This is a genomic window from Bifidobacterium sp. ESL1118 (assembly GCF_058505595.1).
Window position 1 is genome coordinate 1,234,347 of record NZ_CP196371.1, and the last position, 22,142, is coordinate 1,256,488.

The 22,142-nt window shown below is 56.2% G+C and carries 20 protein-coding genes and 3 tRNA genes; 12 read left to right on the forward strand and 11 right to left on the reverse strand.

What is annotated here, in order from left to right:
• From ACSYSS_RS04905 to ACSYSS_RS04915, 3 genes are all read right to left on the reverse strand, one after another.
• A tRNA-Val gene (locus ACSYSS_RS04905) sits at nt 1–73 on the reverse strand.
• Nucleotides 74–111: 38 nt separating this feature from the next.
• Nucleotides 112–182, reverse strand: a tRNA-Cys gene (locus ACSYSS_RS04910).
• Between the two features lie 30 nt (nt 183–212).
• Nucleotides 213–285, reverse strand: a tRNA-Gly gene (locus ACSYSS_RS04915).
• A 230-nt stretch (nt 286–515) separates the two neighbouring features.
• Here ACSYSS_RS04915 and ACSYSS_RS04920 point away from each other — a divergent pair.
• The gene (locus ACSYSS_RS04920; RefSeq protein WP_491702956.1) at nt 516–1,391 is read left to right on the forward strand and encodes a PAC2 family protein; all 876 of its coding nucleotides are present in this window, start codon (nt 516–518) and stop codon (nt 1,389–1,391) included.
• A 187-nt stretch (nt 1,392–1,578) separates the two neighbouring features.
• Here the strand turns inward: ACSYSS_RS04920 and uppP are convergent, their stop codons facing one another.
• The gene (uppP, locus tag ACSYSS_RS04925) at nt 1,579–2,478 is read right to left on the reverse strand and encodes an undecaprenyl-diphosphatase UppP (RefSeq protein WP_491702957.1); all 900 of its coding nucleotides are present in this window, start codon (nt 2,476–2,478) and stop codon (nt 1,579–1,581) included.
• 274 nt (nt 2,479–2,752) lie between these two features.
• On the opposite strand from uppP, the gene ACSYSS_RS04930 reads away from it, so the two are divergent.
• Nucleotides 2,753–3,550, forward strand: coding sequence for a fructosamine kinase family protein (locus tag ACSYSS_RS04930; RefSeq protein WP_491702958.1), 798 nt, complete (start codon nt 2,753–2,755; stop codon nt 3,548–3,550).
• Nucleotides 3,551–3,758: 208 nt separating this feature from the next.
• Here ACSYSS_RS04930 and dnaJ read toward each other — a convergent pair whose 3' ends face one another.
• Both dnaJ and hrcA read right to left on the reverse strand, forming a co-directional pair.
• Nucleotides 3,759–4,895 (reverse strand): molecular chaperone DnaJ, encoded by a 1,137-nt coding sequence (gene dnaJ / locus ACSYSS_RS04935; protein ID WP_491702959.1) that lies wholly within the window; start codon nt 4,893–4,895, stop codon nt 3,759–3,761.
• A 149-nt stretch (nt 4,896–5,044) separates the two neighbouring features.
• On the reverse strand, nt 5,045–6,175 hold the full coding sequence (hrcA, locus tag ACSYSS_RS04940; RefSeq protein ID WP_491704228.1) for a heat-inducible transcriptional repressor HrcA: 1,131 nt from the start codon (nt 6,173–6,175) through the stop codon (nt 5,045–5,047).
• A 412-nt stretch (nt 6,176–6,587) separates the two neighbouring features.
• Between hrcA and tkt the strand changes: the two genes are divergently transcribed.
• The 3 genes from tkt (at nt 6,588) to ACSYSS_RS04955 (ending at nt 10,470) form a co-directional block, all read left to right on the forward strand.
• Complete coding sequence (gene tkt, locus ACSYSS_RS04945; RefSeq protein WP_491702960.1) at nt 6,588–8,687, forward strand: transketolase; 2,100 nt, start codon at nt 6,588–6,590, stop codon at nt 8,685–8,687.
• Nucleotides 8,688–8,819: 132 nt separating this feature from the next.
• Entirely contained in the window at nt 8,820–9,923 is a 1,104-nt protein-coding gene (tal, locus tag ACSYSS_RS04950; RefSeq protein WP_491702961.1) for a transaldolase, read from the forward strand.
• 274 nt (nt 9,924–10,197) lie between these two features.
• A complete protein-coding gene (locus tag ACSYSS_RS04955) occupies nt 10,198–10,470 on the forward strand; it encodes a type II toxin-antitoxin system RelE/ParE family toxin (protein WP_491702962.1) in 273 nt (90 codons plus the stop codon).
• Nucleotides 10,471–10,503: 33 nt separating this feature from the next.
• Here ACSYSS_RS04955 and lepA read toward each other — a convergent pair whose 3' ends face one another.
• Both lepA and ACSYSS_RS04965 read right to left on the reverse strand, forming a co-directional pair.
• Nucleotides 10,504–12,378: a translation elongation factor 4 gene (gene lepA, locus ACSYSS_RS04960; RefSeq protein WP_491704229.1), complete on the reverse strand. Its 1,875-nt coding sequence runs from the start codon at nt 12,376–12,378 to the stop codon at nt 10,504–10,506.
• 252 nt (nt 12,379–12,630) lie between these two features.
• Nucleotides 12,631–13,410, reverse strand: coding sequence for a PIN domain-containing protein (locus ACSYSS_RS04965; protein ID WP_491702963.1), 780 nt, complete (start codon nt 13,408–13,410; stop codon nt 12,631–12,633).
• A gap of 592 nt (nt 13,411–14,002) precedes the next feature.
• On the opposite strand from ACSYSS_RS04965, the gene ACSYSS_RS04970 reads away from it, so the two are divergent.
• The 7 genes from ACSYSS_RS04970 to trhA all read left to right on the forward strand — a co-directional run bounded on the left by ACSYSS_RS04970 (nt 14,003) and on the right by trhA (nt 19,315).
• On the forward strand, nt 14,003–15,328 hold the full coding sequence (locus ACSYSS_RS04970) for an ABC transporter ATP-binding protein (protein WP_491702964.1): 1,326 nt from the start codon (nt 14,003–14,005) through the stop codon (nt 15,326–15,328).
• 233 nt (nt 15,329–15,561) lie between these two features.
• Nucleotides 15,562–16,500, forward strand: coding sequence for an ABC transporter permease (locus tag ACSYSS_RS04975; protein ID WP_491702965.1), 939 nt, complete (start codon nt 15,562–15,564; stop codon nt 16,498–16,500).
• Between the two features lie 79 nt (nt 16,501–16,579).
• Nucleotides 16,580–17,035: a LytTR family DNA-binding domain-containing protein gene (locus ACSYSS_RS04980; RefSeq protein ID WP_491702966.1), complete on the forward strand. Its 456-nt coding sequence runs from the start codon at nt 16,580–16,582 to the stop codon at nt 17,033–17,035.
• A gap of 3 nt (nt 17,036–17,038) precedes the next feature.
• Nucleotides 17,039–17,713 (forward strand): DUF3021 domain-containing protein, encoded by a 675-nt coding sequence (locus ACSYSS_RS04985; protein WP_491702967.1) that lies wholly within the window; start codon nt 17,039–17,041, stop codon nt 17,711–17,713.
• 33 nt (nt 17,714–17,746) lie between these two features.
• Nucleotides 17,747–17,959, forward strand: coding sequence for a hypothetical protein (locus ACSYSS_RS04990; protein ID WP_491702968.1), 213 nt, complete (start codon nt 17,747–17,749; stop codon nt 17,957–17,959).
• 81 nt (nt 17,960–18,040) lie between these two features.
• Nucleotides 18,041–18,301 (forward strand): 30S ribosomal protein S20, encoded by a 261-nt coding sequence (gene rpsT, locus ACSYSS_RS04995; RefSeq protein WP_491702969.1) that lies wholly within the window; start codon nt 18,041–18,043, stop codon nt 18,299–18,301.
• 129 nt (nt 18,302–18,430) lie between these two features.
• The gene (gene trhA, locus ACSYSS_RS05000) at nt 18,431–19,315 is read left to right on the forward strand and encodes a PAQR family membrane homeostasis protein TrhA (RefSeq protein WP_491702970.1); all 885 of its coding nucleotides are present in this window, start codon (nt 18,431–18,433) and stop codon (nt 19,313–19,315) included.
• A gap of 95 nt (nt 19,316–19,410) precedes the next feature.
• On the opposite strand, the gene ACSYSS_RS05005 is transcribed toward trhA, so the two are convergent.
• The 3 genes from ACSYSS_RS05005 to ACSYSS_RS05015 form a co-directional block, all read right to left on the reverse strand.
• A complete protein-coding gene (locus ACSYSS_RS05005; protein WP_491702971.1) occupies nt 19,411–19,893 on the reverse strand; it encodes a GreA/GreB family elongation factor in 483 nt (160 codons plus the stop codon).
• 129 nt (nt 19,894–20,022) lie between these two features.
• A complete protein-coding gene (locus ACSYSS_RS05010) occupies nt 20,023–20,424 on the reverse strand; it encodes an FKBP-type peptidyl-prolyl cis-trans isomerase (protein WP_491702972.1) in 402 nt (133 codons plus the stop codon).
• Between the two features lie 233 nt (nt 20,425–20,657).
• Entirely contained in the window at nt 20,658–22,136 is a 1,479-nt protein-coding gene (locus ACSYSS_RS05015; protein WP_491702973.1) for an L-serine ammonia-lyase, read from the reverse strand.
• Between the last annotated feature and the right edge of the window lie 6 nt (nt 22,137–22,142).

The window sequence follows — 22,142 nt, forward strand, 5'->3', positions numbered from 1 at the left end:
TGGGCGATACAAGATTCGAACTTGTGACCCCTTCCGTGTCAGGGAAGTGCGCTAGCCTCTGCGCCAACCGCCCAGGTTGTTCTGAAACATAGGTTATCTCTCCTAGTTTCGAGGTGGGTACGAGAGTCGAACTCGTCTATACGGCTTTGCAGGCCGCTGCCTAACCGATTGGCTAACCCACCGTAAGGTCGTGTACAACTCCTCGGACCTAGAGCGGACAACGGGACTCGGACCCGCGCTCTCGACCTTGGCAAGGTCGCGCTTTACCAACTAAGCTATGTCCGCGTGGTTTTGATGACTACTCACCAAGCACGAAAGTTAACTATATACTCAAACCTTAATTAATCCAAGTTCTGCGTGTCGCTGGCATGGATTGAATCGACATCCCCGAGGTGCGACTGGGCGATGGGAGCAACATGCAAAATCATTTTGGAAAGCAGAAGACGTCCTAGAAAAGCTTCACCAATGGCATAAGGGAGTCATGTCAAACCATACCTGAAGCTACATTATTAACTATGACGTTAAACGAGAAATCCTGTGGCTCTACATTGATATGCGCGTTTGACGGCTGGAATGATGCCGGAAAGGCATCGACAAACGTAATCCGCCATCTGGTCGAAACCTATGATGCCCAAGAGGTGCGCCACATCAGTTCCGACAGCTTCTACGACTATCAGGTTTCCAGGCCCGTGATTTGCAACGTTACAGGTGCTCCTCGCATTGTTTGGCCGGAAACTACCTTCTATAACATTGTTCTGCCCTCGGGAAGGCATCTTTACGCGCAACTTGCGCCTGAACCCAATTATCATTGGGAGCAATACTGCCAACAGACTTTGGACATCGCCGATGAACTCGATGTAAAACACATCATCACCATGGGGTCGATGCTCGCACAAGTTCCACATACGAAACCGCTTCCACTCGATGAAACCCACTTGGCGGATCATAGATCCGGATTCCAGACACAGGCATCAGGCGACTGCGAATTTGCAGACGATCCACACAATGGCCCCGCAGGAATCACAACGATTCTCGACATAACAGCCACAAACCAAGGGTTTGACTCATCCGCCCTCTGGGTCTCGATTCCGCAATATCTCGGCAATGACGATTGCCCACAGGGAACGCTTCAGATTTTGCGCCGGCTTTCCCTGTTGACGGGACTCGCCTTCGACGAAGGTGACCTGCCAAAGAAAACCGCCATTTGGAAAGCACAGGCTTCGATGCTCCTTAGCTGCAATGATGACCTGAAAGATTATGTACATCATTTGGAACAGGACTACGAAGAGAAGATGCAGATGAACGGACTCTCAGACGAAATCGGTCAGCCCGAGGCGGAACAGCTCATCAAAGAGACCGAGGAATATCTGGATAGGCATAATTCACTATGACACCCTCTGCCCCTTCAAGGCACCGCCGTGGTTGTCCGCAAATGGGTGTTGCGCTGGACGCTCCGGGCCGCTCGGCCAAGTCATACGCCAGCACAACACCCATTTGTGGACAACCACTATGTGCAGGGATGGGGCTCATATAGGGCGAATGACCTAGGACTATCAGCCTTTCAGCATCTGCGAATCCTCAAATCCCCATTGTGGCCGCTGCGGCAGCTTGAACGGCCGGGGCGGCTGGAATCACCCCTGCCAGCAAAAGGACGGCAACCACAATCGCAAGTGCGATGCGATAGATGGCGAATGCCTTGTATGAGAAAGTCGAGACAAATTTCAGGAAGGCTATGATGACGATGTAGCCCACAAGGAAGCTGACGACTGTGGCGGCCAAAGTAGCACCCCAGCCGGGGAACATCAGATCGCTCTTGTAATCAGTGACGGCCTTGGCGGCTTCCAGCACCCCTGAACCAAGCACGGCCGGTATGGCCATGAGGAAGCTCACACGCACCGCGGATTCCCGGGTATAGCCCATGGCCCGTCCGAAGGTGATGGTGCCACCAGAACGTGAGACACCAGGGATGAGCGCCAACATCTGGCCCACCCCGAAGAGCAGGGCGTCCTTTCCATCCATCTCCTTGATGGTCTTGCGCTGGGCGAAATGGCTGTCGGCCCACCACAACAGGATGCCGAACAGAAACAGCACAGTGACCGTGATCCACAGATTGCGCAGCGTGTGCTCGATGGTGTGTTGAAACAGCAGTCCTGCAATAAGAATGGGCATCGTGCCGATAATGATGTACCATCCGAACGTTGCGTCCGCGTCGCCTTCACCCAGCCTGGCCTTCCAACCACCACCGTTGCGTCCAAAGAGGCACGAGAACCAGTGGGAAAGGATACGAGCGATGTCACGGCGGAAATACAGAAGAACCGCAAGTTCCGTGCCAAGCTGGATGATGGCGGTGAAGGCGGCACCTGGGTCATTGTGAAGCATAAGCTCACCAACGATACGGATATGGGCACTTGACGAGACCGGAAGGTACTCCGTCAGCGCCTGGACAAGTCCCAAAACAATGGCCTGGAAGAAATTCATGGTTCCCCTTATCGATCTTAAAAAACGAATTCTATGATTGACCCACAGTAATTGTAAACAGGGGGCTCTTTGCTTGCAACCACACTGTACTACCCCCCACTACCCTCGATACGCGTGCTGGCATCACAAGACCTCAGCGTGTTGTCGAATAGAGCGGACACAATGAATCGCGTACCTTAATAATACGGATTGACGCCCATTGGCTGCTACAAGCTGAGGTCAGGTGCCTTGAAGTATATCAGGCCATGGCGGTGATTCATGGGAGGGAGCGGAAATGGCAGTGTATCGCAAACATCGGGCGTTTGCGCCCAAGGGATTCTTCGAATGCGAGGGACGCGGACTGCAGTGGCTCGCCGAAGCACAGGCCCAAGGCGGGCCTCGTGTAGTGAACGTGTATCAATGGAGCGATGGTTCGCTCGACATCGAACAGATAAGACCATCGTCTCCCACTCCTGCAGCCGCACGTAAATTCGGGTCTGATTTGAGTCGCATGCACGATGCCGGGGCACCCGGATTTGGTGCCGCACCCGCAGGATACACCGGTACTTGCTATTTTGGGCCATTGCAGGACCCCGTACCGATGGATACAGGGAATTGGAACAATCCAGCAACGTACTACGCCCAAGGCCGGTTACTGCCGATGGTCAACCTTGGCATTCGAAGGGGTGAACTCAACGCTTCCGACCTCAACATGACTCAAGAGGTCATTGCGGCGTTGCCTGAACTCATCGGGCCGGCGATGAATGACAAGCCCGCACGCCTTCACGGCGATTTGTGGAGCGGCAACGTGATGTGGACCGACGACAACGACGAGCACATCACGCAGGCCGTGCTCATCGATCCGGCAGCCCACGGCGGTCATCGTGAAGAGGATCTGGCCATGCTCCACCTTTTCGGCATGCCATATCTGGAAGAGATCATGGACGGATATCAATCCGTCCATCCACTCAAAAAAGGCTTCGAACAGCGCATCACCCTTTGGCAGCTCTACCCTATTGCCGGCCACTGCGTCTTTTTTGGCGGCGGCTACGTGGATGAATACCGCTCGATGTGCCAGTCCTTACTCCGCTAAAACGAAGAAAGCTGAACTGCGTGGCTGAACGAAGCCAAAATAGCAGATAACCATGCCATTGGCATTCAGATACATACATGCTATTAAATACAGGCCACTGACAGATAATACCGGCGGATAGTGCCGAATTCCATCGCGAATCCGTCACTATCTGCCAATATATCAAAGGTCGTTCACCGAGTCTGAATCCACCAACCAACCGATTCGGTCAGCTCAATGCATCCTTAAGTTTGCTGAAGAAGCCTTTCCGAGTCGATGTGGGCTTGGAACTTTGCCCCACGGATTTTGCGTCGGCATCATGCAACTGTGAGAACTGGTCGATGAGATCGCGCTCACGGTCATTGAGCTTCGTGGGAATCTGCACCACGATATGGACGATCAGATCGCCGCGCTCCTCGGGCCTACGCAGTTTCGTAACGCCGAGCCCCTTGAGGGACACAGTGTCTTCAGGTTGGCAGCCTTGCGGCACATCAAGCTTTTGGTCGCCATCGAAAGTGCTGATGTCAAGCTCATGACCAAGCACGGCCCAACTCATTGGTATCTGAATCCAGCAATGCAGATCGTCGCCATCCCTGGTGAATTGCCTGTCTGACTTGACATGGATGTCCACATAGAGGTCTCCGGCGACGCCACCACCTTCGCCGACCTCGCCCTGATGTTCCAGACGAACCCGGGTATTGTCTGCCACGCCTGCAGGAATGTGGACACCTATGGTCCGTGAAGTGGAGATCCTGCCATGCCCTTGGCACTGCGGACAAGGATTCTCTATGATCGTGCCGTGCCCTTCGCAACGCTCGCACGGAGCGGTGGTCATCATCTGGCCAAGCATGGTGCGAACCGACTTTTGCCTCATTCCGGCACCGTTGCAGTCGGGGCAGGTCACTGGCGGCTTGCCGTCCACCGTTCCAGAACCGCCGCACTGGGGGCAGACCCCAAACGTATTGACATTCACTTTTGCATTGCCACCGAATACAGCGGTCTTCAAATCGATGCTGGCGCTGGTCAGGGCATCGCGGCCGGGCTGGGTACGTGGAGTGGGGCCGGAACCACCGCCAAAGGCATTGCCGAAGAACTGCCCGAAGATGTCGCCCATGTCGCCGAAGCCGGCGCTTGCAAACCCAGAGGCCGCGTTTGGATCATTGGGATCCACCCCCTGGTCATACATTCTTCTTTTGTCCGGATCGCTCAACACCTCATAGGCGTTGTTGACCTCTTTGAATTTGTCCTCGAATTCAGGGCCGGCAATATCTGGATGATATTTACGGCTCATCTTGCGATAGGCCTTTTTAATATCTTCATCGCTTGCCGAACTATCGACGCCGAGCACTTTGTAGTAATCCGCCACTGCTGTTCCTTGATTCCTTAGGATCGTTTTATTTAGATTATCTTTGAGCTATTGTGCCATAAGGCTATGTCACTGAATGCACGCTCAAGGCACGCCGTTACCAACCCGACGCCCCCTGGTTGCATTGTTATGCCGCCGTTTCCAACACCTTAACCGTGGTCTGCATCCATTCCCTGGTTTGAAACGAATTTAGTCAGATATCGCGCCACCGCCCTTACTGCCGCAATGGTCACCACATAATCCATATGGGTGGGGCCGATGGAGCCCACAAATGCCACAGGTGAGGAATCGACGTTATCGGTCTTACCCGCTCCTTTTGAGTCATCGTTTCGGGAGGTCTTGGATTCCGAGGTGGCATGGTCGGGCTTGCTGCTCGCGTGCCCGTAGCCACTGGTGACCACTGCGGCGTTGAGAAGCCCTGGGGTGTGGGTTTCCGAACCAATCGCCACATTGACCTCATGCTCTTCCTCGCTCAATTCACTCATGAGATGCATGAGCACGACCTGTTCCTCGAGCGCATCGAACAGAGGGGCCAAATCGGTGGATGTACCACGGTGCGCCAACTGCGAAGTGCCGGCCATATACAGTTCCTCTTCAACCTCCTCATCAGCCGACATACTCGCCAGAGTATGGGCCAGCTGATCAACCAATGCACGCTCGTCCCCGGTATGGAAAGCCGGAGACATCGACCGGATGCGTTCAGCTGCGGCGCTCAGCGGCATATCGAAGCACTGTTTGTTGGCCATTGCAACCACATGGGCCACTGCGTCGTCGCCGGGCATCTGATCGACGCGGAAGGTATGCTGCGCCACGCTCCCCGCATCGGTGATGACCACAGCGAGATACACGCTGGCGGCAAGGGGAACGATCTCTATGTGCCGCATGCGGGACCGGGCAAGGGCCGGAGAAGACACCACCGCGACCTGACCTGTGATATCGGCCAAAAGACGCGCGGCACGATGAAGTGCGTCCTGAAGGCTTGCGGAGCCGGAAAGGAAAGCCGAGATGCCGGCACGCTGCGCCTTGGAGAGCGCCACAAGTTGCGAAAGCTGATCGACAAAATAGCGATAGCCGCGTTCAGTGGGAACCCGGCCTGCAGAAGTATGGGGCTGTACCAAGTAGCCCTCATCTTCCAATACCGACATATCGTTGCGTATGGTGGCCGAGCTCACCCCAAAATGATGTTCCCTTGCCAGCGTGGTGGACCCGACCGGTTCCTGCGAGCGAATGTAATCCTCAACCACGGCGCGCAACACCAGCATTTGCCTCGACTGACTCATGGATTTCCTCCTCTCGCTCCAAGGCCTGTGACCATGCGTTGAGTCCGCATCCTTAATCTCAGCGTCCATGTCTATAAGCATTGCAGCCATGGCTCCAGCATTTGCCAGATGCCCACGTGCATGAAACAGGATCGTCCACAGACCGTGGCCGCAAAACATGTATACATCTGTACTAGCACTCCTTGGGCAAGAGTGCTAATTATTTCGTCATAAGAGGAGTCCATCTATCCTGTGCACATCTACCCATATATATAACTGTGAGCGCTCACATCTTATAATCGGCTCAAACACGCCAAACTTGCAATATCTCGTCGGCTGCGAAAGTTAGAATTATCAGGCAATGTGAGTGACCGAAGACGTGGTTCAATCATGCCTTCGTCGCCGAAAAACACTGGAAGGAAAGTAACAGAATATGACCGATTTTACCTGGTCGGATTTGGACGAGCGCGCCGTCAAGATGGCGAAGGCTCTCTCGGCTGACGCCGTGGAGAAAGCCGGCAGCGGCCACCCAGGATCCCCGATTTCCTTGGCCCCGATTGCGTACACGCTATATCAGCATTACATCAAGCACGACCCCAACGACCCCCACTGGGACGGCCGCGACCGCTTCATCCTCTCGGGAGGCCACGCTTCGCTCACGCAGTATGTGCAGCTCTTCTTCTCCGGCTACGGACTGACGCTTGACGACCTCAAGTACTTCCGCGGCGGCGCCGACACCCGCACCCCCGGTCACCCCGAAGTCGGCCTGACTCCTGGCTTGGAAATGACCACCGGCCCGCTGGGCCAGGGCCTCGCCTCCGCAGTCGGTTTCGCCTACGGCCAGCGTTACGAGCGCGGCCTACTCGACCCCGACGCTGCCGAGGGCACATCGCCCTTCGATCACAAGGTCTGGGTCATCTGCGGCGAAGGCGACGTCGAGGAAGGCGTCTCCTCCGAGGCAAGCTCGCTTGCCGGCAACCAAGAGCTGGGCAACCTGACCGTCATCTTCGATGCCAATCACATCCAGATCGAAGGCGACACCAAGCTCACCTTCTCCGAAGATATCTTGAAGCGCTACGAGTCCTACGGCTGGTACACCGACGAGGTCAGCTTCATCCAGCCCGACGGCTCCTATAAGGAGGACGTCCAGGCTTTTGCCGCCGCCCTTGACAAGGCTGAGAAAGTCACCGACCGTCCGAAGTTCATCAAGGTTGACACACTGATGGCATGGCCCACCCCCGGCAAGACCAATGACGAATCCGCACACGGCTCCGCCCTCGGTGCCGAAGCAGTCGCCGGCTTGAAGAAAGAACTTGGACTCGACCCCGACAAGGACTTCCAAATCGACGAAGAGGCTCTGGCCCATGCCCGTAAGGTCGCCGACCGCGGCCTTGCAGCCCACAAGGAGTGGGACTTAAAGATGGATGCCTGGCGCAAGGCCAACCCCGACAAGGCAGCTCTCTACGACCGCATCCATGCCGGCAAACTGCCCGAAGGCTTCGACGAGGCCATCGACAAGCTTGTCTCCGGCTTCAAGGCCGGCGACAAGGCCGCAACGCGCAAGACCTCCGGCCAGCTGCTCAATGCCATCGCCGCAGTCATGCCTGAGCTCTGGGGCGGCTCCGCCGACCTTGGTGGCTCGAACAAGACCACGCTTGAGGGCGCTGCCTCCTTCGGCCCCGAGCACGATGCCACACGCACCTGGCCCGAGAGCAACAAGTACGGGCGCCAGCTGCACTTCGGCGTGCGCGAGTTCGCCATGGGCGCCATTACCAACGGCATCCTGCTGGGAAGCGACACCCGTCCGTTCGGTGGCACCTTCTTCCAATTCGCCGATTATGAGCGTCCGGCTGTGCGTCTCGCAGCCCTGATGGAGCTCCCGAACCTCTACATCTGGAGCCATGATTCCGTGGCCCTCGGTGAGGACGGTCCAACCCACCAGCCGATCGAGCATCTCGCTTCGTTCCGAGCCATGCCCAACATGGAGGTCGTGCGCCCCGCCGACGAGTTCGAGACCGCCGAGGCCTACCGTGCCTTCTTCGAGAAGAAGAACACGCTGCCCACTGCGATGATCCTGACCCGTCAGGGCGTCCCCGCGTTGGCAGAGACCGCCGAAAAGGCCCGCGAAGGCGTACGCAAGGGCGGCTACATCTTGGTTGACACCGAGGGTGAACCCGACGTCATCATTATGGCCTCCGGCTCCGAGGTTCAGTGGGCCGTTGAAGCCGCCAAGACCTTGGCCGCCAAGGGCGTGAAGGCACGCGTGGTCTCCATGGTCTCCATGGAATGGTTCGAGGAGCAGGACGACGACTACAAGGAGGCCGTGCTCCCTGCATCCGTCAAGGCTCGCGTGGCCGTCGAGGCTGCAAGCTCCATGCCTTGGTACAAGTATCTCGGCAGCTGCGGCAAGCCGGTCACCATCGACCGCTTCGGTCTGCAGGGCGACGGCGCACAGAACATGATCGACCTTGGCATCACCGCCGAGCACGTGGTCGATGCCGCCGAGGCCTCCATCGAGGAAGCTCGCGCCTGAAATCCAACTGGCTTATCAGCTAACGCCGATGACGAGTCAATAAACAGTGAGCCGGATGCCGAAGTTCGGCTCACCAATACCAATGACAATTTTGAAGTTTTATTCCAAACAAAGAATGTAAGGAGAAATAATATGACTGCTGCTACACAGCGCACAAGCGATTCCGGTGTTTCGATCTGGCTGGACGATCTGGACCGCACCCGCATTGAGTCGGGTTCACTTCAGGAGCTCATCAAGGACAAGAACGTCGTTGGCGTGACCACCAATCCTTCCATCTTCCAGAAGGCACTGAGCCAGGTCGGCCCATACGATGCACAGCTCAAGGAACTGGGCCGCATCGACGTCGAGCAGGCCGTGCGTGAGCTCACCACCACCGACGTGCGCAACGCCACCGACATCTTCAAGGAAGTTGCCGAGAAGAGCGACTATGTCAACGGCCGCGTCTCCATCGAGGTCGATCCTCGCCTGGCGCACAACACCGCCGAGACCGAGAAACAGGCCGAAGAGCTTTGGGCCAAGGTCAACCGTCCCAATGCCATGATCAAGATTCCTGCCACCCTCGAAGGTCTGCCGGCCATCACCGCCACACTCGCCAAGGGCATTTCCGTGAACGTGACGCTGATCTTCTCGATCGAGCGCTACGAGCAGGTCATCGATGCCTACATCGAGGGCATGAGCCAGGCCGCCAAGAACGGCAAGGACCTTTCCAAGATGGCCTCTGTGGCTTCATTCTTCGTCTCTCGCGTGGACACCGCTGTCGACAAGCTGCTGGAAGCCAACGGCTCCGCCGAAGCCAAGGCTCTGGAAGGCAAGGCCGCTGTGGCAAATGCCCGCCTGGCCTACAAGCTCTTCCAGGAGAAGTTCGCGTCCGATCCTCGCTGGGCCGACCTCGAAGCGAAGGGTGCCAAGAAGCAGCGTCCGCTCTGGGCCTCCACCGGCACCAAGAACGCGGCTTATTCCGACTGCAAGTACGTCGATGAGCTCGTGGCCCCCGACGTGGTCAACACCATGCCGGAAAAGACGCTGAACGCCCTCGCCGATCACGGTGACGGCAAGCCCAGCGTCGAAGGCACCTATGAGGAGAGCCAGGCCGTGATGGACAAGCTCGCCGCCCTCGGCATCAACATCAAGGACGTCACCGACCAGCTCGAAGCCGACGGTGTCTCCAAGTTCATCGCCTCCTGGGATTCGGTGCTTTCCGACACCCAGGCCGGCATCGACCGCGTCAACGGCTGATTGCTTGAACGCTGATGTCTTGTCTATGTCTTTCAAAGCATAGGGTTTGAGACACTGAAAGGAGCCTTCCGAGATAATCCATCTCGGAAGGCTCCTTTGTATTTATATGTATAAATAATTTTGCCATAATTATTGCATTTCATCGCCCAATCTGTTAACGAGGGCAAGCTCCCCTTCCAACCAACAGGGAATCACCTCAATCAGGCCATCACAACCGCTAATCTGGAGCCTGCGGAATATGTAGGCAATGCCCAGACGGTCAAGAATATGATTGATGCACTATAATTTCGAAGTCTCACTGCAGTTCAAACGCGATGTGAAAATTCCGAAGCATAAGCATCGCAACATGGCCAGTCTTGATGATGCCATCGATGCGCTGGGAAACAACGACGTGCAACTGCTCTCCACACGATTCCGAGATCACAAACTCATCGGCGACCACGCCGGCTACCGAGAACTTCACGTTGAAGCCGACTGGCTGCTCATCTACCGGCAAAGCAAATCGACCGTGACGATTCTCCTATCACGAACCGGAACGCACGACTAACTGCTTTGAACGACAAACACAGGATTGAAGCTGCTACACGGCCTTCTGGGCGGCGCGAATCTTATCTTTCGTGTCGCGGTCATTGCCGCCCTCGTTGGTGGACAGCGCGGCAATGAAGGCCTCCTGCGGCACTTCCACATGGCCGAGCATCTTCATGCGCTTCTTGCCGGCCTTCTGCTTTTCGAGCAGCTTTCGCTTACGGGTGATGTCGCCGCCGTAGCACTTGGCGAGCACGTCCTTGCGCAGGGCGCGGATGGTCTCACGGGCGATGATGCGAGAGCCGATGGCGGCCTGGATCGGAATCTCGAACTGCTGGCGCGGGATGAGCTTCTGCAGCTTCTTGGTCATCATGACGCCGTAGCTGTAGGACTTGTCGCGGTGGACGATGGCGCTGAACGCGTCGATCTTCTCGCCCTGGATGAGGATGTCGACCTTCACCAGATCGGCGGCCTGCTCACCGTCCTCCTCATAGTTGAGCGAGGCATAGCCCTTGGTGCGGCTCTTCAACTCATCGAAGAAGTTGAAGACGATCTCCGCCAGTGGGATGCGGTAGTGCATCTCCACCCGCTCGGGGCTCAGGTACTCCATGGTGCCCATCTCGCCGCGGTGCTCCTGGCACAGGTCCATCACCGCGCCGATGAACTCCTTGGGGGTGATGATCTCGGCGGCAACCATCGGCTCCACAATCTGCTTGATCTTGCCATCCGGAAACTCGCTTGGATTGGTGACCTGATGCACTGTGCCATCCTCAGCGGTGACCTTGTAGGTCACGTTCGGAGCGGTGGAGATGATGTCGAGGCCGAACTCCCGGCTCAGCCGCTCCGAGACAATCTCCATGTGGAGCAGGCCAAGGAAGCCACAGCGGAAACCGAACCCGAGCGCCACGGACGTCTCGGGCTCGTAGACCAGCGCAGCATCGTTGAGCTTGAGCTTATCGAGCGCGTCGCGCAAGTCAGGAAACTGCGCATTGTCAACCGGGAAAAGACCGGAATAGACCATGGGCTGCGGATCCTTGTAGCCAGGCAGGGGCTCGGAGGCAGGGCGAATGGCTGAGGTGACGGTGTCGCCCACCTTGGCCTGGGAAACGTCCTTGGCACCGGTGATGACATAACCCACCTCCCCGGCGCCGAGCGCTTTGGTCGGGGTCATGTCCGGGCTGATCACGCCGATCTCGATGGGCTCGTGCGTCATGCCGATGCCCATCATGTGCACCTTCTCGCGTGCCTTGAGCTCACCGTCCTGCATGCGGATATAGGTGACGATGCCGCGGTAGGTGTCGTAGACCGAGTCGAAGATCAACGCACGGGCCGGGGCCTTCGGATCACCCTTGGGAGCAGGGACTTCGAGCACGATCTGGTCGAGCAGATCCTTGATGCCCTCCCCCGTCTTACCTGAGACACGCAGCACCTCATTAGGCTTGCAACCGATGAGGTTGGCGATCTCCTCGGCATGCTTGTCGGGCTCGGCGCTCGGCAGGTCGATCTTGTTCAAAACGGGGATGATGGTGAGGTCATGGTCGATGGCCATGTAGAGGTTGGAGAGCGTCTGAGCCTCGATGCCCTGCGTGGCGTCCACCAGCAGCACCGCACCCTCACAGGCCGCGAGAGCCCGCGAGACCTCGTAGGTGAAGTCCACATGGCCCGGGGTGTCAATCATGCCGAGCGTGTATTCGGTGCCGTCGAAGGTCCATGGCACGCGCACTGCCTGGGACTTGATGGTGATGCCACGTTCCTGCTCGATGTCCATGCGGTCGAGGAACTGGGCGTGCATCTCGCGCTCGGGCACGATGCCGGAGAGCTGGAGGATACGGTCGGCCACCGTGGACTTGCCGTGGTCGATGTGCGCAATGATGCAGAAATTGCGGATCAGCGACTGGTCCGTGTACCCCGGTTTGTTCTTCGACTCTATATTCGCACCTACCAACGTTCGCTCACTCCTCGTCCCGCCACTACGCATCGTACATGCAGTACAACGCCTTTGCGGCCTCAATCAGATAGTTATATTCTAACCGACGCGGTAGGCAGCAAACAGAAAGCAAAGAAGTGTGAGAAAAAGAAACCCGGCCGTCAATGACGATACCGGGGGGGTATTAAAAGTATATGGCATTATCAAACATCTTGTCAATTCAATCTTGGTTCAATCCTCACTCAATTGGCACAATCACCAATTGTCAGGCTTACGAACAACCCCACCAGATGGTTCTCTTACAGCGACAACCTCCGGTAATTGCGAATGGATAAAATCATAAGGTTGTAATGAAAGATTATCTTCCACTGCTCCAGTGACATTCGATTCTGAAAGCATAACATTCGTTATCTTACCTTTATGCGGATTTAGTACCAGCACCGGGACTCTCTTCCTCACCACCGCTATCGGCTCAGCCAAATCCGCATCATTTGTCACGACGATTGCCCCATCAACGTTCTCCGACAAGACACCCTCGAGAAGTCGAGTCGCCACATTGACGTCCGACCCCTTTTCCTCAATCTTCTGAACATAGACATTGATACGCTGCGTATCTTCTTCATAGGCAAGAGGAAAAGCGCCGAAACCATTAGGAAACTGGCGTTTGTAGACCCCTGCATCGACCTGCAAAGGCCTTGGGAAACGTCCATGACTTGACATATCAACCAAATAAGCATTCTTCTTGCGAGCAACATAATGCCCTAAAAGAGTCTCATCGACGGAACCTGAAGCCTGCAGAGCTTCAAGATAGAATTGCTGTGCCTTGGCGCCATGCTGAGAAGTCATTGGATTGACTTTTGCAGTGCAATACACGACGTTCAGGATGACATCATTGGCAAACCGCTGGGCATACGGCAGCAACATCTTCCTGATATCGAGCCAGCGCCAACCCGGTGTATCTTTCCCCATGTGCGAGCGCATGCCATAGTACAGGTTGAACCCATCTACATAGGCACCCACTCTGAAAGCCACCATACACAGACCATACGCATGTTCCTGCAAAATCCCAAACCTTCATTGGCAATGTGTATAAATGGATGACTGCTCAACATGCGGACGTCCAATATTCATTCCTTGCAGAACGCAAACCGCCGCCGATGCCGCCTCCTGGCAAGGGGAACCCCGCTGCAACGGTACTGCGAGAGTGGCTCAAAACGAGATTTCACAAATCGTCACTCGTACGGCGCACTAAGCATCAAAGCCAGTGCTCCACATATGCTATGACACCCAGAACACCGCCGAAACCCGCACCGATGGCGGCAGCAGCATAGAGCGCAAGGTGATACTTGAGAGTCAACCACTTTATTTTCTTATGGAGATCATATCTCTCGATTGTTCGATGCTCACCTTGTGAACCCTAATTGTCCATACCGCTCCCTCGCTCGTTGCCACTGATATATCTATATCACTGTAAAAAGTATCGCCCCTCTGACACTCCCCGACCGTATGCCACCGCTTAGCAGCGCCTGACCACCGCTTGGCGCTTTGAGCTTACGCCAGCACCGATGTTTGCGGCAAACTGGTTCCCGCAAACAAACCACGCAAAGCGAAAGGACTTGAAGAGCTTATGCCAATACTGCTCCAAGCCAACCATCTCAGCAAATTCTATGGAAGCCACGAAGCCGTCCATGACGTCTCTCTGAACATCGAACGCGGCAGTCTCACCGCCGCCATCGGGCCGAACGGAGCCGGCAAATCCACCACCATCTCCATGCTCATCGGCATCGCCAAGCCGGACGGCGGCACCATCACATTCCCGGCGTATGAGCATGCAGGCAATGCATCGGTTTTGCCTAACGACGAGCCCAATGCCGATGTGAGGGTATCCGGTCAAAGTAACACTACACATCAGACAGCGGGCACCGAATCAGACAACCGAACCATGAGTTCGCAACAGGCCAGGCAACCGACCATCGGCGTGGTCTTCCAGAACAGTGTGCTCGACCCGCAACTGACCGTACGAGAGAACCTGCTGTGCCGCGCCAAACTGTATAAGTCCATCGCCGACCCCAAAGAGAGAGTGGAGGAACTCACCGAACTGGTGAACCTGACACCGTTTGCCAGCCAGCGCTACGGCACACTTTCAGGAGGCCAGCGCCGCAGCGTCGACATCGCCCGAGCGCTGATCAACCGGCCGGACATCCTCGTACTCGACGAGCCGACCACCGGGCTTGATATCAACACCCGTCAAGCACTGTGGGACCTGCTCAGCAGGCTGCGCGAGGAGACACGGCTCTCGATCTTGCTCACCACGCACTACTTGGAGGAGGCAGAGCATGCCGAGCAGGTCTACGTCATCGACCACGGACGCGTCATGGCTTCCGGATCGGCTGAGCAACTCATCAGCCGGTACGCGGAATACCAACTCTCGCTCACCTTGAAGCCGGAAACCGCAGATGAGGCGGATGCAATGTTGGGCCGCACGTTGAAAGGACTGGCTGCCACTGGTAGCTTGAGTTTGGAAGACAACAATGACAGAGCCTCGACAGCAAAGTCAGCAAATTTGGCAAACCTGGCGAGCTCGCCAACAATGGGCGCGCTACCAACGGACATGCTGACAACTCATCTGCCAACTGTTATTGCTCCCGACAAAGCCCACCGCACGCTAACGCTGCCGAACGCTGACCAAAGCCTCACTGTGCTCGTCGCGCTTCGTCCCTATCTTGCAGATTTCGAGTGCCGGCCGGGCACCATGAACGACGTCTTCCTCGCGCTCACCGCAAAGACCGCGCTCAGCGCTGCAACCAAAGGGACTGCAGGTGCCGCAGACACCACAGACACTGCTGGCTACACAGGCATCGCAGGCACCACAGACACCACAGACTCTCGCTGCTCCACATCGAATAATGGCATCACATACTCCACGAATCGTGGTGCCACATCTCACCGCTAGTTAACAAGTTGGCCGGAAAGAACGGAAAACCCTCGAATTTCGTTCTTTTGAGCCAACCATCTGCCACAATCTGGCTGAAAAGAACGAAATAAATGCCAAAAACGTTCTTTTGAGCCAACTTCAGTCGAGAGTCACCCACCTCGGCTAACTATCGACTAACTACTAGCTAACTATTGGCTAACTATCTGGTACCAATCTGCCACAAATCTCCAATCAATCCAAAGGAAACAACTATGCTCACACTTGCCCATAGAAACATCACACTCTATCTGCGCAACCACACCGCCGCGTTCTTCTCACTGATCAACGCGCTCATCGGCTTCGTGCTCTACCTGCTCTTTCTCAAGGACACCATGGCCTCCGACTGGACCGGCGGTACGCACGGCCTGAGCGACCAAACCATTGACAACCTGCTCGACTCCTGGCTCATCGGCGGCATCCTCGCCTCCACAGCAGTCACCACAGCGCTCATCCTCATCGCCCAGATGGTGCGCGACCGCGAGAACGGACTCGACGTCGACTTCACGATGGCACTGGGTGGAGGCAATTCTCACCTTACCGTCTGGCGCATCGCATGCGGCTACCTACTGAGCTCCACCGTCATCACGTTCTTCATGCAGCTCATCGTGCTCGTCATCATCGGCGGCTACTTCATGATCGCCGACGACATCACGCTGCCTTGGCGCAACGCGAAAACCGACGCACTCTTCGTGGCAGCCATGCTGCTCAACGCCGCATTGAGCTCGCTGCTGTGCTACGCCTTCAACGCCGGCATCCGCTCGCAGTCCGCCGCCTCGGGATTGACCTCGTTCCTCGGCACCGCGGCAGGCTTCCTCTCCTGCGTCTACTTCCCCATTGGCGTCATGCCCAAAGTGGCCCAGCATGTGGTGCAGTTCTGGCCCGGCGCATACTCCGCCTCAATGTTCCGCAGGCTCCTCATGCCCGATGCCATTGCCGATGCATTCAGCGCGGTGCCACACGCGGATGACCTGGAACGACACTTCTGCGCCAAAATGGGCATCGGATACAGCCTGCCAGGTATGAACGGCGACAGTACCACCTCGGCTCTTGCGGATCTGGCACTCTTCCTCGGCACCACTGCACTGCTCGTGTTTGCAGCCTGGATTGTAAGAGCAATTGCCAAACTCATCGGAAGTCGTAAGCGCATATGACTGACGCAGGCAATGCCCTACAATAGAGAAACATATCAAGCAACCACATATATCGGACAGCGGAAAGGCGGCGAACGGCGTGAGCATTGAGTTCAGGGCGAACCCAAACCTCGGCGACGGCGAAATCGACATCGTTGTGGAGGCCGCCGCGCCCACCGCCGACGTACTGGCCGTGATGCAGGCGGTAAAAACGGTGAGCCAACGAACCTCACCCACCATCTCCATAGACACCGGCGAACGATTGGAAATCGTGAGGAAGACCGCCATCCTAGCCGTCGAAGTGCACGGTGAAAACCTCATCATCCGTACACGAGAGCGAGCCGTTGCTACCCGTGACCGGCTCTACAGGTTCATGGACAGACTGCCGGCCTCGCAGTTCGTGCAGATCTCCCGCCAGGTGGTCATCAATCTGGTGCATCTGGAATCGTTGGAGGCCAGCTATTCCGGAAACATGACCGCACGGCTCGCCGGTGGCCTTAAGGAAAACGTAAGCCGGCGCTATGTGGCCGGACTCAAGGAAGCGCTGGGAGCGTAAAGTATGGAAACAACACACCGCAACAACTTTGGCTACAACGCCAACGAAACTGAAGGTACGAACACCATCAACGACTTGGGCTACCGCGCCAATCACAACAAGAACAGCTACAATGCCAACGAGAATGTGGGCACAATCGATGACGCGGACAATCGCGCTAACCGCAACAACAATGCTATCAGCAATGGCCACGTAGACCACAGCAACCACAATGACCACAGCGACTATGGCGACTCAGCCGGCAGCAATGGCAGCCTATTCGATGCCGTGCTGCCGCAATGGTCCTTCATCGACGCACTGAAGACCGCCATCGTCGGCATCGGCTTTGGTTCGTTCGCATTTTTGGTTGTCATGGCCATCAATCCAAGCTGGATTCCGGTCACACGCCTGAGCGTGCTGAGCCTGTTCGTTCTGAGCGCGGCAATCGGCGAGCTATCATACATCTTCCAGCTCGACGAACTACTGCCCAATTTGGCGATGTATGCCATCCACTGCGTCCTCACCTTTGCACTGGTCGTGGCTTGGATGCTGGTCAACGGATGGGGATTTATCCTTACCGACGAACTCCTCATATTCCTAGGCACCTTCGTCGGCATCTATGCCTTGGTGTGGATCGTCAACATCGCCTACGCCAAGCTCACTGCCCACAGCATGAATCTGAGACTGCGCCGACGATGACTGCACGAAAGCGACATCCAACAGCTGATAGACATGCTGCAAGACCTCATAGAGCAGCAAAACCTCACCATCATCTGCATCGAACACAATCTACGGATGATGGGTCAGGCGGATTGGATCATCGACATGGGCCCCGGAGCTGGCACGCAAGGAGGAAAGGTCAAGTTCCAAGGAACACCAACAAATCTGGCACCCAGCACAAACACCTTTACGGCACAGGCCTTGCGACGATATTACGCAGTGTAAAAAGTAGTCTGTATTTGGCGCGAGCACATGATATAATCTGATTTGTATGTTCTTAAGATCATAACGACGTTTGGAGTAGATTTGGCAAACATTAAGTCGCAGAAGAAGCGCGTCATCACCAATGAGAAGGCGCACAAGCGCAACGTGGCTGTGAAGTCCGGCTTGAAGACCGCGATCCGCAAGACCCGCAAGGCCATTGAGGATGGAAATAAGGAAGCCGCTCAGGCCGCTTTCGATGTCGCAGGTCAGAAGCTCGACAAGGCCGCCGGCGTGGGCGTGATCCACAAGAACCAGGCCGCCAACCGCAAGTCAAGCCTTCAGTTGGCCATCAACGCCATGTGATGCATTGGAACCGAAGGTTCCAGAGTCCGCCATTACCAAAAGGGATGGCGGACTTTTTATATACTTCCAATTGTCAGATTATTAAGTTACGATAGCGTAAGTTACGTTCCCGTAAATTTAGGAGGGATCATGACCGACGGCAACACCGAGGATTCACGCCAGACCGCGCTTGAAGCCCAGCAGCATGCCACGGCGGCACGTGCAGAGAGCATCCGCGCCAATGCTTACAATCGAGCCGATGACATCCGGCAGCGGGCTGAGGAACGAGCCACCTACGTCATTGCCAAGGGCGAATACAAGGCTGCACTGGTTCAAGGGATCGATGTGCCCAAGCCCGGCCACAAGCCACATAAGGTGCGCCTCGACGTGCATGGCAGACCTAAGCCGCTCCTGCGCGGATGGATTCACGCCGTAGCCGCTCCGTTGGCTCTGGCAGCTGGCATCGTGCTCATCTGCCTGGCCCACGGAACAGGGCTGAAGTGGGCCTGCGCGGTGTTCATGACCTGCTCGCTGGTGCTCTTCACCAACTCGGCGGCCTATCATTTGGGCGATTGGTCGCCGAAGGTAACCAACACCTTGCGCAGCATCGACCATATCAACATCTTCCTGCTCATCGCCGGCACCTACACCCCAGTCTCTTTCGCCCTCTCTACCCGCTGGCGCATCATCATCCTCACGGGTATCTGGACATGCACCGTAGTGGCCGCCGTCATCAACATCCTGTGGACCCATGCCCCGCGTTGGCTCTATACCGCAATCTATGTCATCTTCGGGATCTCGGCGGTCGCCTTCCTCTGGCTCTTCTGGACTTCCCCCACCGCAGGCCCTGTTGTGGTCATCCTTCTGGCCTCTGGAGGAGCATGCTACATCGCAGGCGCCGTCGTCTATGTACTGCGCAAGCCTGATCCCTGGCCTCGTGTGTTTGGTTTCCATGAGATCTTCCACCTCGGCACAGTAGCCGGATACGCCTGCCACATGGTGGCCATTTACATGGTGGTAGTGGCATTGCGATAAGAAAACCGAGAAGTGAGCTTCTACAGATACTGTAGAAGCCCACTTCTGCTATTATTAAGTCTCGTGCAAAGCTCAAGACTTTGCGCCCCACAAACTCACTTCAAAGGCTTTGCATCCTTGATCGTCACTGAAATCTCGCGTCCAGTCGGCGTCTTATACGTCACGGTGGCTCCGGCCTTGGCACCCAGAATGGCCGAACCAATCGGAGACTCAGGGCTGATGACCTCATAATCCGTAGCCACGGCGATATCTCGCGCTCCGAGCACGTACTGCATCTCTTTGCCTGCAAGTTCGATGGTGACCAGAGATCCATTACCCACTTTGCCCTTCGGCGGCGCCTTGAGAATCTTCGTGTTACGCAGTTTCACAGTGAGCTCATTGATGCGCCCCTCGTTCTTGCCCTGTTCCTCACGAGCAGCCTGGTAACCGCCGTTCTCCGAGAGGTCGCCCTCAGCGCGTGCCGTGGCGATACGTTCGGTGATTTCGTCTCGATAATCCCCTTCACGCCATGCGAGTTCATCCTTCAGTTTGTCGTAAGCCGCCTGCGTCAGCAGTACGGTCTTCTCCTCTTCAGCCATGATGCTTCCTCCTTGATACTTCATCAAACGAATATGATGATTGCAAACTTGGTGATGCCATAATTCTCAGCAGCGCCATCTCACGCCAGACCTACCTATACCAGACGCTATATGGCATTTCTGATCAACTCAGCGGGTAGAAATGATGTCTATGACAAAAACCAACGTATCGTCACCATCGATGCCGGCCTGCGGCATGCCATTGCGCCCATAACCATACTCAGGCGGAATGGAGACGACCAGGCGGGACCCGACATTATGGCCCGGAACGGTACGATCCCAACCTTTGATGACCTGCCCCACCCCAATACCGAAGCTGGCCGGCTGATGGCGATCGAAACTGGAGTCGAACGGCGTATCCTTACCCCAAACCACTCCATGGTAATTGACGGTCACCGTGTCGCCAACGCGAACCATAGGGCCGTTGCCTTCAATGAGCTCCACAGACTTCAAACCCTTGGGAGCCTCATCCCCGGAAAACTCAATCACCGGACGAGCACCGAACTCGGCATTTACTTCAGGCATACTCATGAATTTTAGTCTCCTTGACTAGAAATCTCGATATTTACAATGTGACTAGCCTAGCACGAATCGGCGATGTCGCAAGTGAATAGCATTGCAGTATGAGGGTTCAAACAACGAGACATGCCAACGAAATATGCATATAGTCATCAATGCACAGGCAGAACGCAGCACCGCACGAATACCGACCATAGAACACGAACGAAACCGGCGCACCATGCACATCGTTTGCCCAACAATCCTCAGCATTCCACTACGTTGACAGCAAGTCCGCCCTTCGATGTCTCCTTGTACTTGACCATCATGTCTTCGCCCGTTTCCTTCATGGTCTTAATGGCCTGATCGAGGCTGACGATGTGGCATCCGTCACCCAGCAACGCCACTCGAACGGCGTTGAGTGCGGTGTTGGCGGCGACGGCGTTGCGTTCGATGCACGGCACTTGAACCAACCCGGACACAGGGTCGCAAGTGAGGCCCAAATGATGTTCAATACCGATTTCCGCCGCGTTCTCCACCTGCTTCGGCGTGCCACCCATGACGGCGCACAGACCTGCAGCAGCCATGGAACACGCGGAACCCACCTCACCTTGGCAGCCCACTTCCGCACCGGAAATGGAGGCGTTGCGCTTGAACAGATAACCGATGGCACCAGCCGTCAGTAGGAAGCGCACCACGCCATCCTCATCTGCGGAATCAACGAAATGCCAGTAGTATTCGAGCACGGCAGGAATGATGCCCGCCGAACCATTGGTTGGGGCCGTGACGACACGGCCTCCCCCGGCGTTCTCCTCATTGACCGCCATAGCGAACAGATCAATCCACGCGGAATGAGAATTGTAGAGCACGCCACGTGGCGACGTCGGGTCGGAATCGAGCACATCAGAAACACGCGCCAGCTTATGATAGATTTTCGGAGCCCTACGGGGCACATTGAGGCCTCCGGGCAACGTCTGTGCCGAGGATGTGCATCCTGCACGCACACATTCCTGCATCGCATCCCAAACCTTGAGCAACCGCCCCCGTACCTCGTCTCCGCTTTGCGTTGCGGTCTCGTTTTCCCAAGCGATCTGCGCAATCGATTTGTTGTTTGCTTCGCATAATTCAAGCAGCTCGGCGCTGCTACGGAACGGATACGGCGCCTCAGGGGGAAAGTCGGAATCGTCGGCACCGGAGATGCCGCCCTGCTCGTCCTGTTCAGCAAAGGTGGAACCTTTTGGCGGCGTATCGTGCATGTTGATGAGCAAATCATCAGGACTTCCCTGGCGCACGAAACCACCACCGATGGAGTACCAAACCTGTTCGCTGAGAACATCACCGTTCTCGTTGAACGCAATGAATCTCATGCCGTTGGTATGGGGGGCAAGCCGTTTCCATTTCTCAAAAATCAAATCATGACTATAGTCGAAGCCGACTTTCTTGACACTGCCCAGCATAAGAAACCCGTCACGAGCGCACTCCTCCCGGATGTTGAGCAAGCGTTGCGTGTCGACAGTGGCCGGAATCTTGCCTTCGAGCCCGGCCATGGCCGCGCGATCAGTGCCGTGCCCCAGACCCGTGAGAGCCAGAGAGCCGTATAAGGTCACCTGCACTCTGTTCACGCTGTCAAGCGTACCGCCCTCAGCCAAATGATCCACAAACGCATCGGCAGCCACCATCGGCCCCATGGTATGCGAAGAACTTGGCCCCACACCAATTTTGAACATATCGAGAATGCTGAACATTCCATC

What these genes read in the sequence shown, in the direction of transcription:
- ACSYSS_RS04920 (WP_491702956.1), top strand. Translation starts at nt 516, where the DNA reads ATGACGTTAAACGAGAAATCCTGTGGCTCTACATTGATATGCGCGTTT.
- uppP (WP_491702957.1), bottom strand. Translation starts at nt 2,478, where the DNA reads ATGAATTTCTTCCAGGCCATTGTTTTGGGACTTGTCCAGGCGCTGACG.
- ACSYSS_RS04930 (WP_491702958.1), top strand. Translation starts at nt 2,753, where the DNA reads ATGGCAGTGTATCGCAAACATCGGGCGTTTGCGCCCAAGGGATTCTTC.
- hrcA (WP_491704228.1), bottom strand. Translation starts at nt 6,175, where the DNA reads ATGAGTCAGTCGAGGCAAATGCTGGTGTTGCGCGCCGTGGTTGAGGAT.
- tkt (WP_491702960.1), top strand. Translation starts at nt 6,588, where the DNA reads ATGACCGATTTTACCTGGTCGGATTTGGACGAGCGCGCCGTCAAGATG.
- tal (WP_491702961.1), top strand. Translation starts at nt 8,820, where the DNA reads ATGACTGCTGCTACACAGCGCACAAGCGATTCCGGTGTTTCGATCTGG.
- ACSYSS_RS04955 (WP_491702962.1), top strand. Translation starts at nt 10,198, where the DNA reads ATGCACTATAATTTCGAAGTCTCACTGCAGTTCAAACGCGATGTGAAA.
- ACSYSS_RS04965 (WP_491702963.1), bottom strand. Translation starts at nt 13,410, where the DNA reads ATGGTGGCTTTCAGAGTGGGTGCCTATGTAGATGGGTTCAACCTGTAC.
- ACSYSS_RS04970 (WP_491702964.1), top strand. Translation starts at nt 14,003, where the DNA reads ATGCCAATACTGCTCCAAGCCAACCATCTCAGCAAATTCTATGGAAGC.
- ACSYSS_RS04975 (WP_491702965.1), top strand. Translation starts at nt 15,562, where the DNA reads ATGCTCACACTTGCCCATAGAAACATCACACTCTATCTGCGCAACCAC.
- ACSYSS_RS04985 (WP_491702967.1), top strand. Translation starts at nt 17,039, where the DNA reads ATGGAAACAACACACCGCAACAACTTTGGCTACAACGCCAACGAAACT.
- ACSYSS_RS04990 (WP_491702968.1), top strand. Translation starts at nt 17,747, where the DNA reads ATGCTGCAAGACCTCATAGAGCAGCAAAACCTCACCATCATCTGCATC.
- trhA (WP_491702970.1), top strand. Translation starts at nt 18,431, where the DNA reads ATGACCGACGGCAACACCGAGGATTCACGCCAGACCGCGCTTGAAGCC.
- ACSYSS_RS05005 (WP_491702971.1), bottom strand. Translation starts at nt 19,893, where the DNA reads ATGGCTGAAGAGGAGAAGACCGTACTGCTGACGCAGGCGGCTTACGAC.
- ACSYSS_RS05010 (WP_491702972.1), bottom strand. Translation starts at nt 20,424, where the DNA reads ATGAGTATGCCTGAAGTAAATGCCGAGTTCGGTGCTCGTCCGGTGATT.
- ACSYSS_RS05015 (WP_491702973.1), bottom strand. Translation starts at nt 22,136, where the DNA reads ATGTTCAGCATTCTCGATATGTTCAAAATTGGTGTGGGGCCAAGTTCT.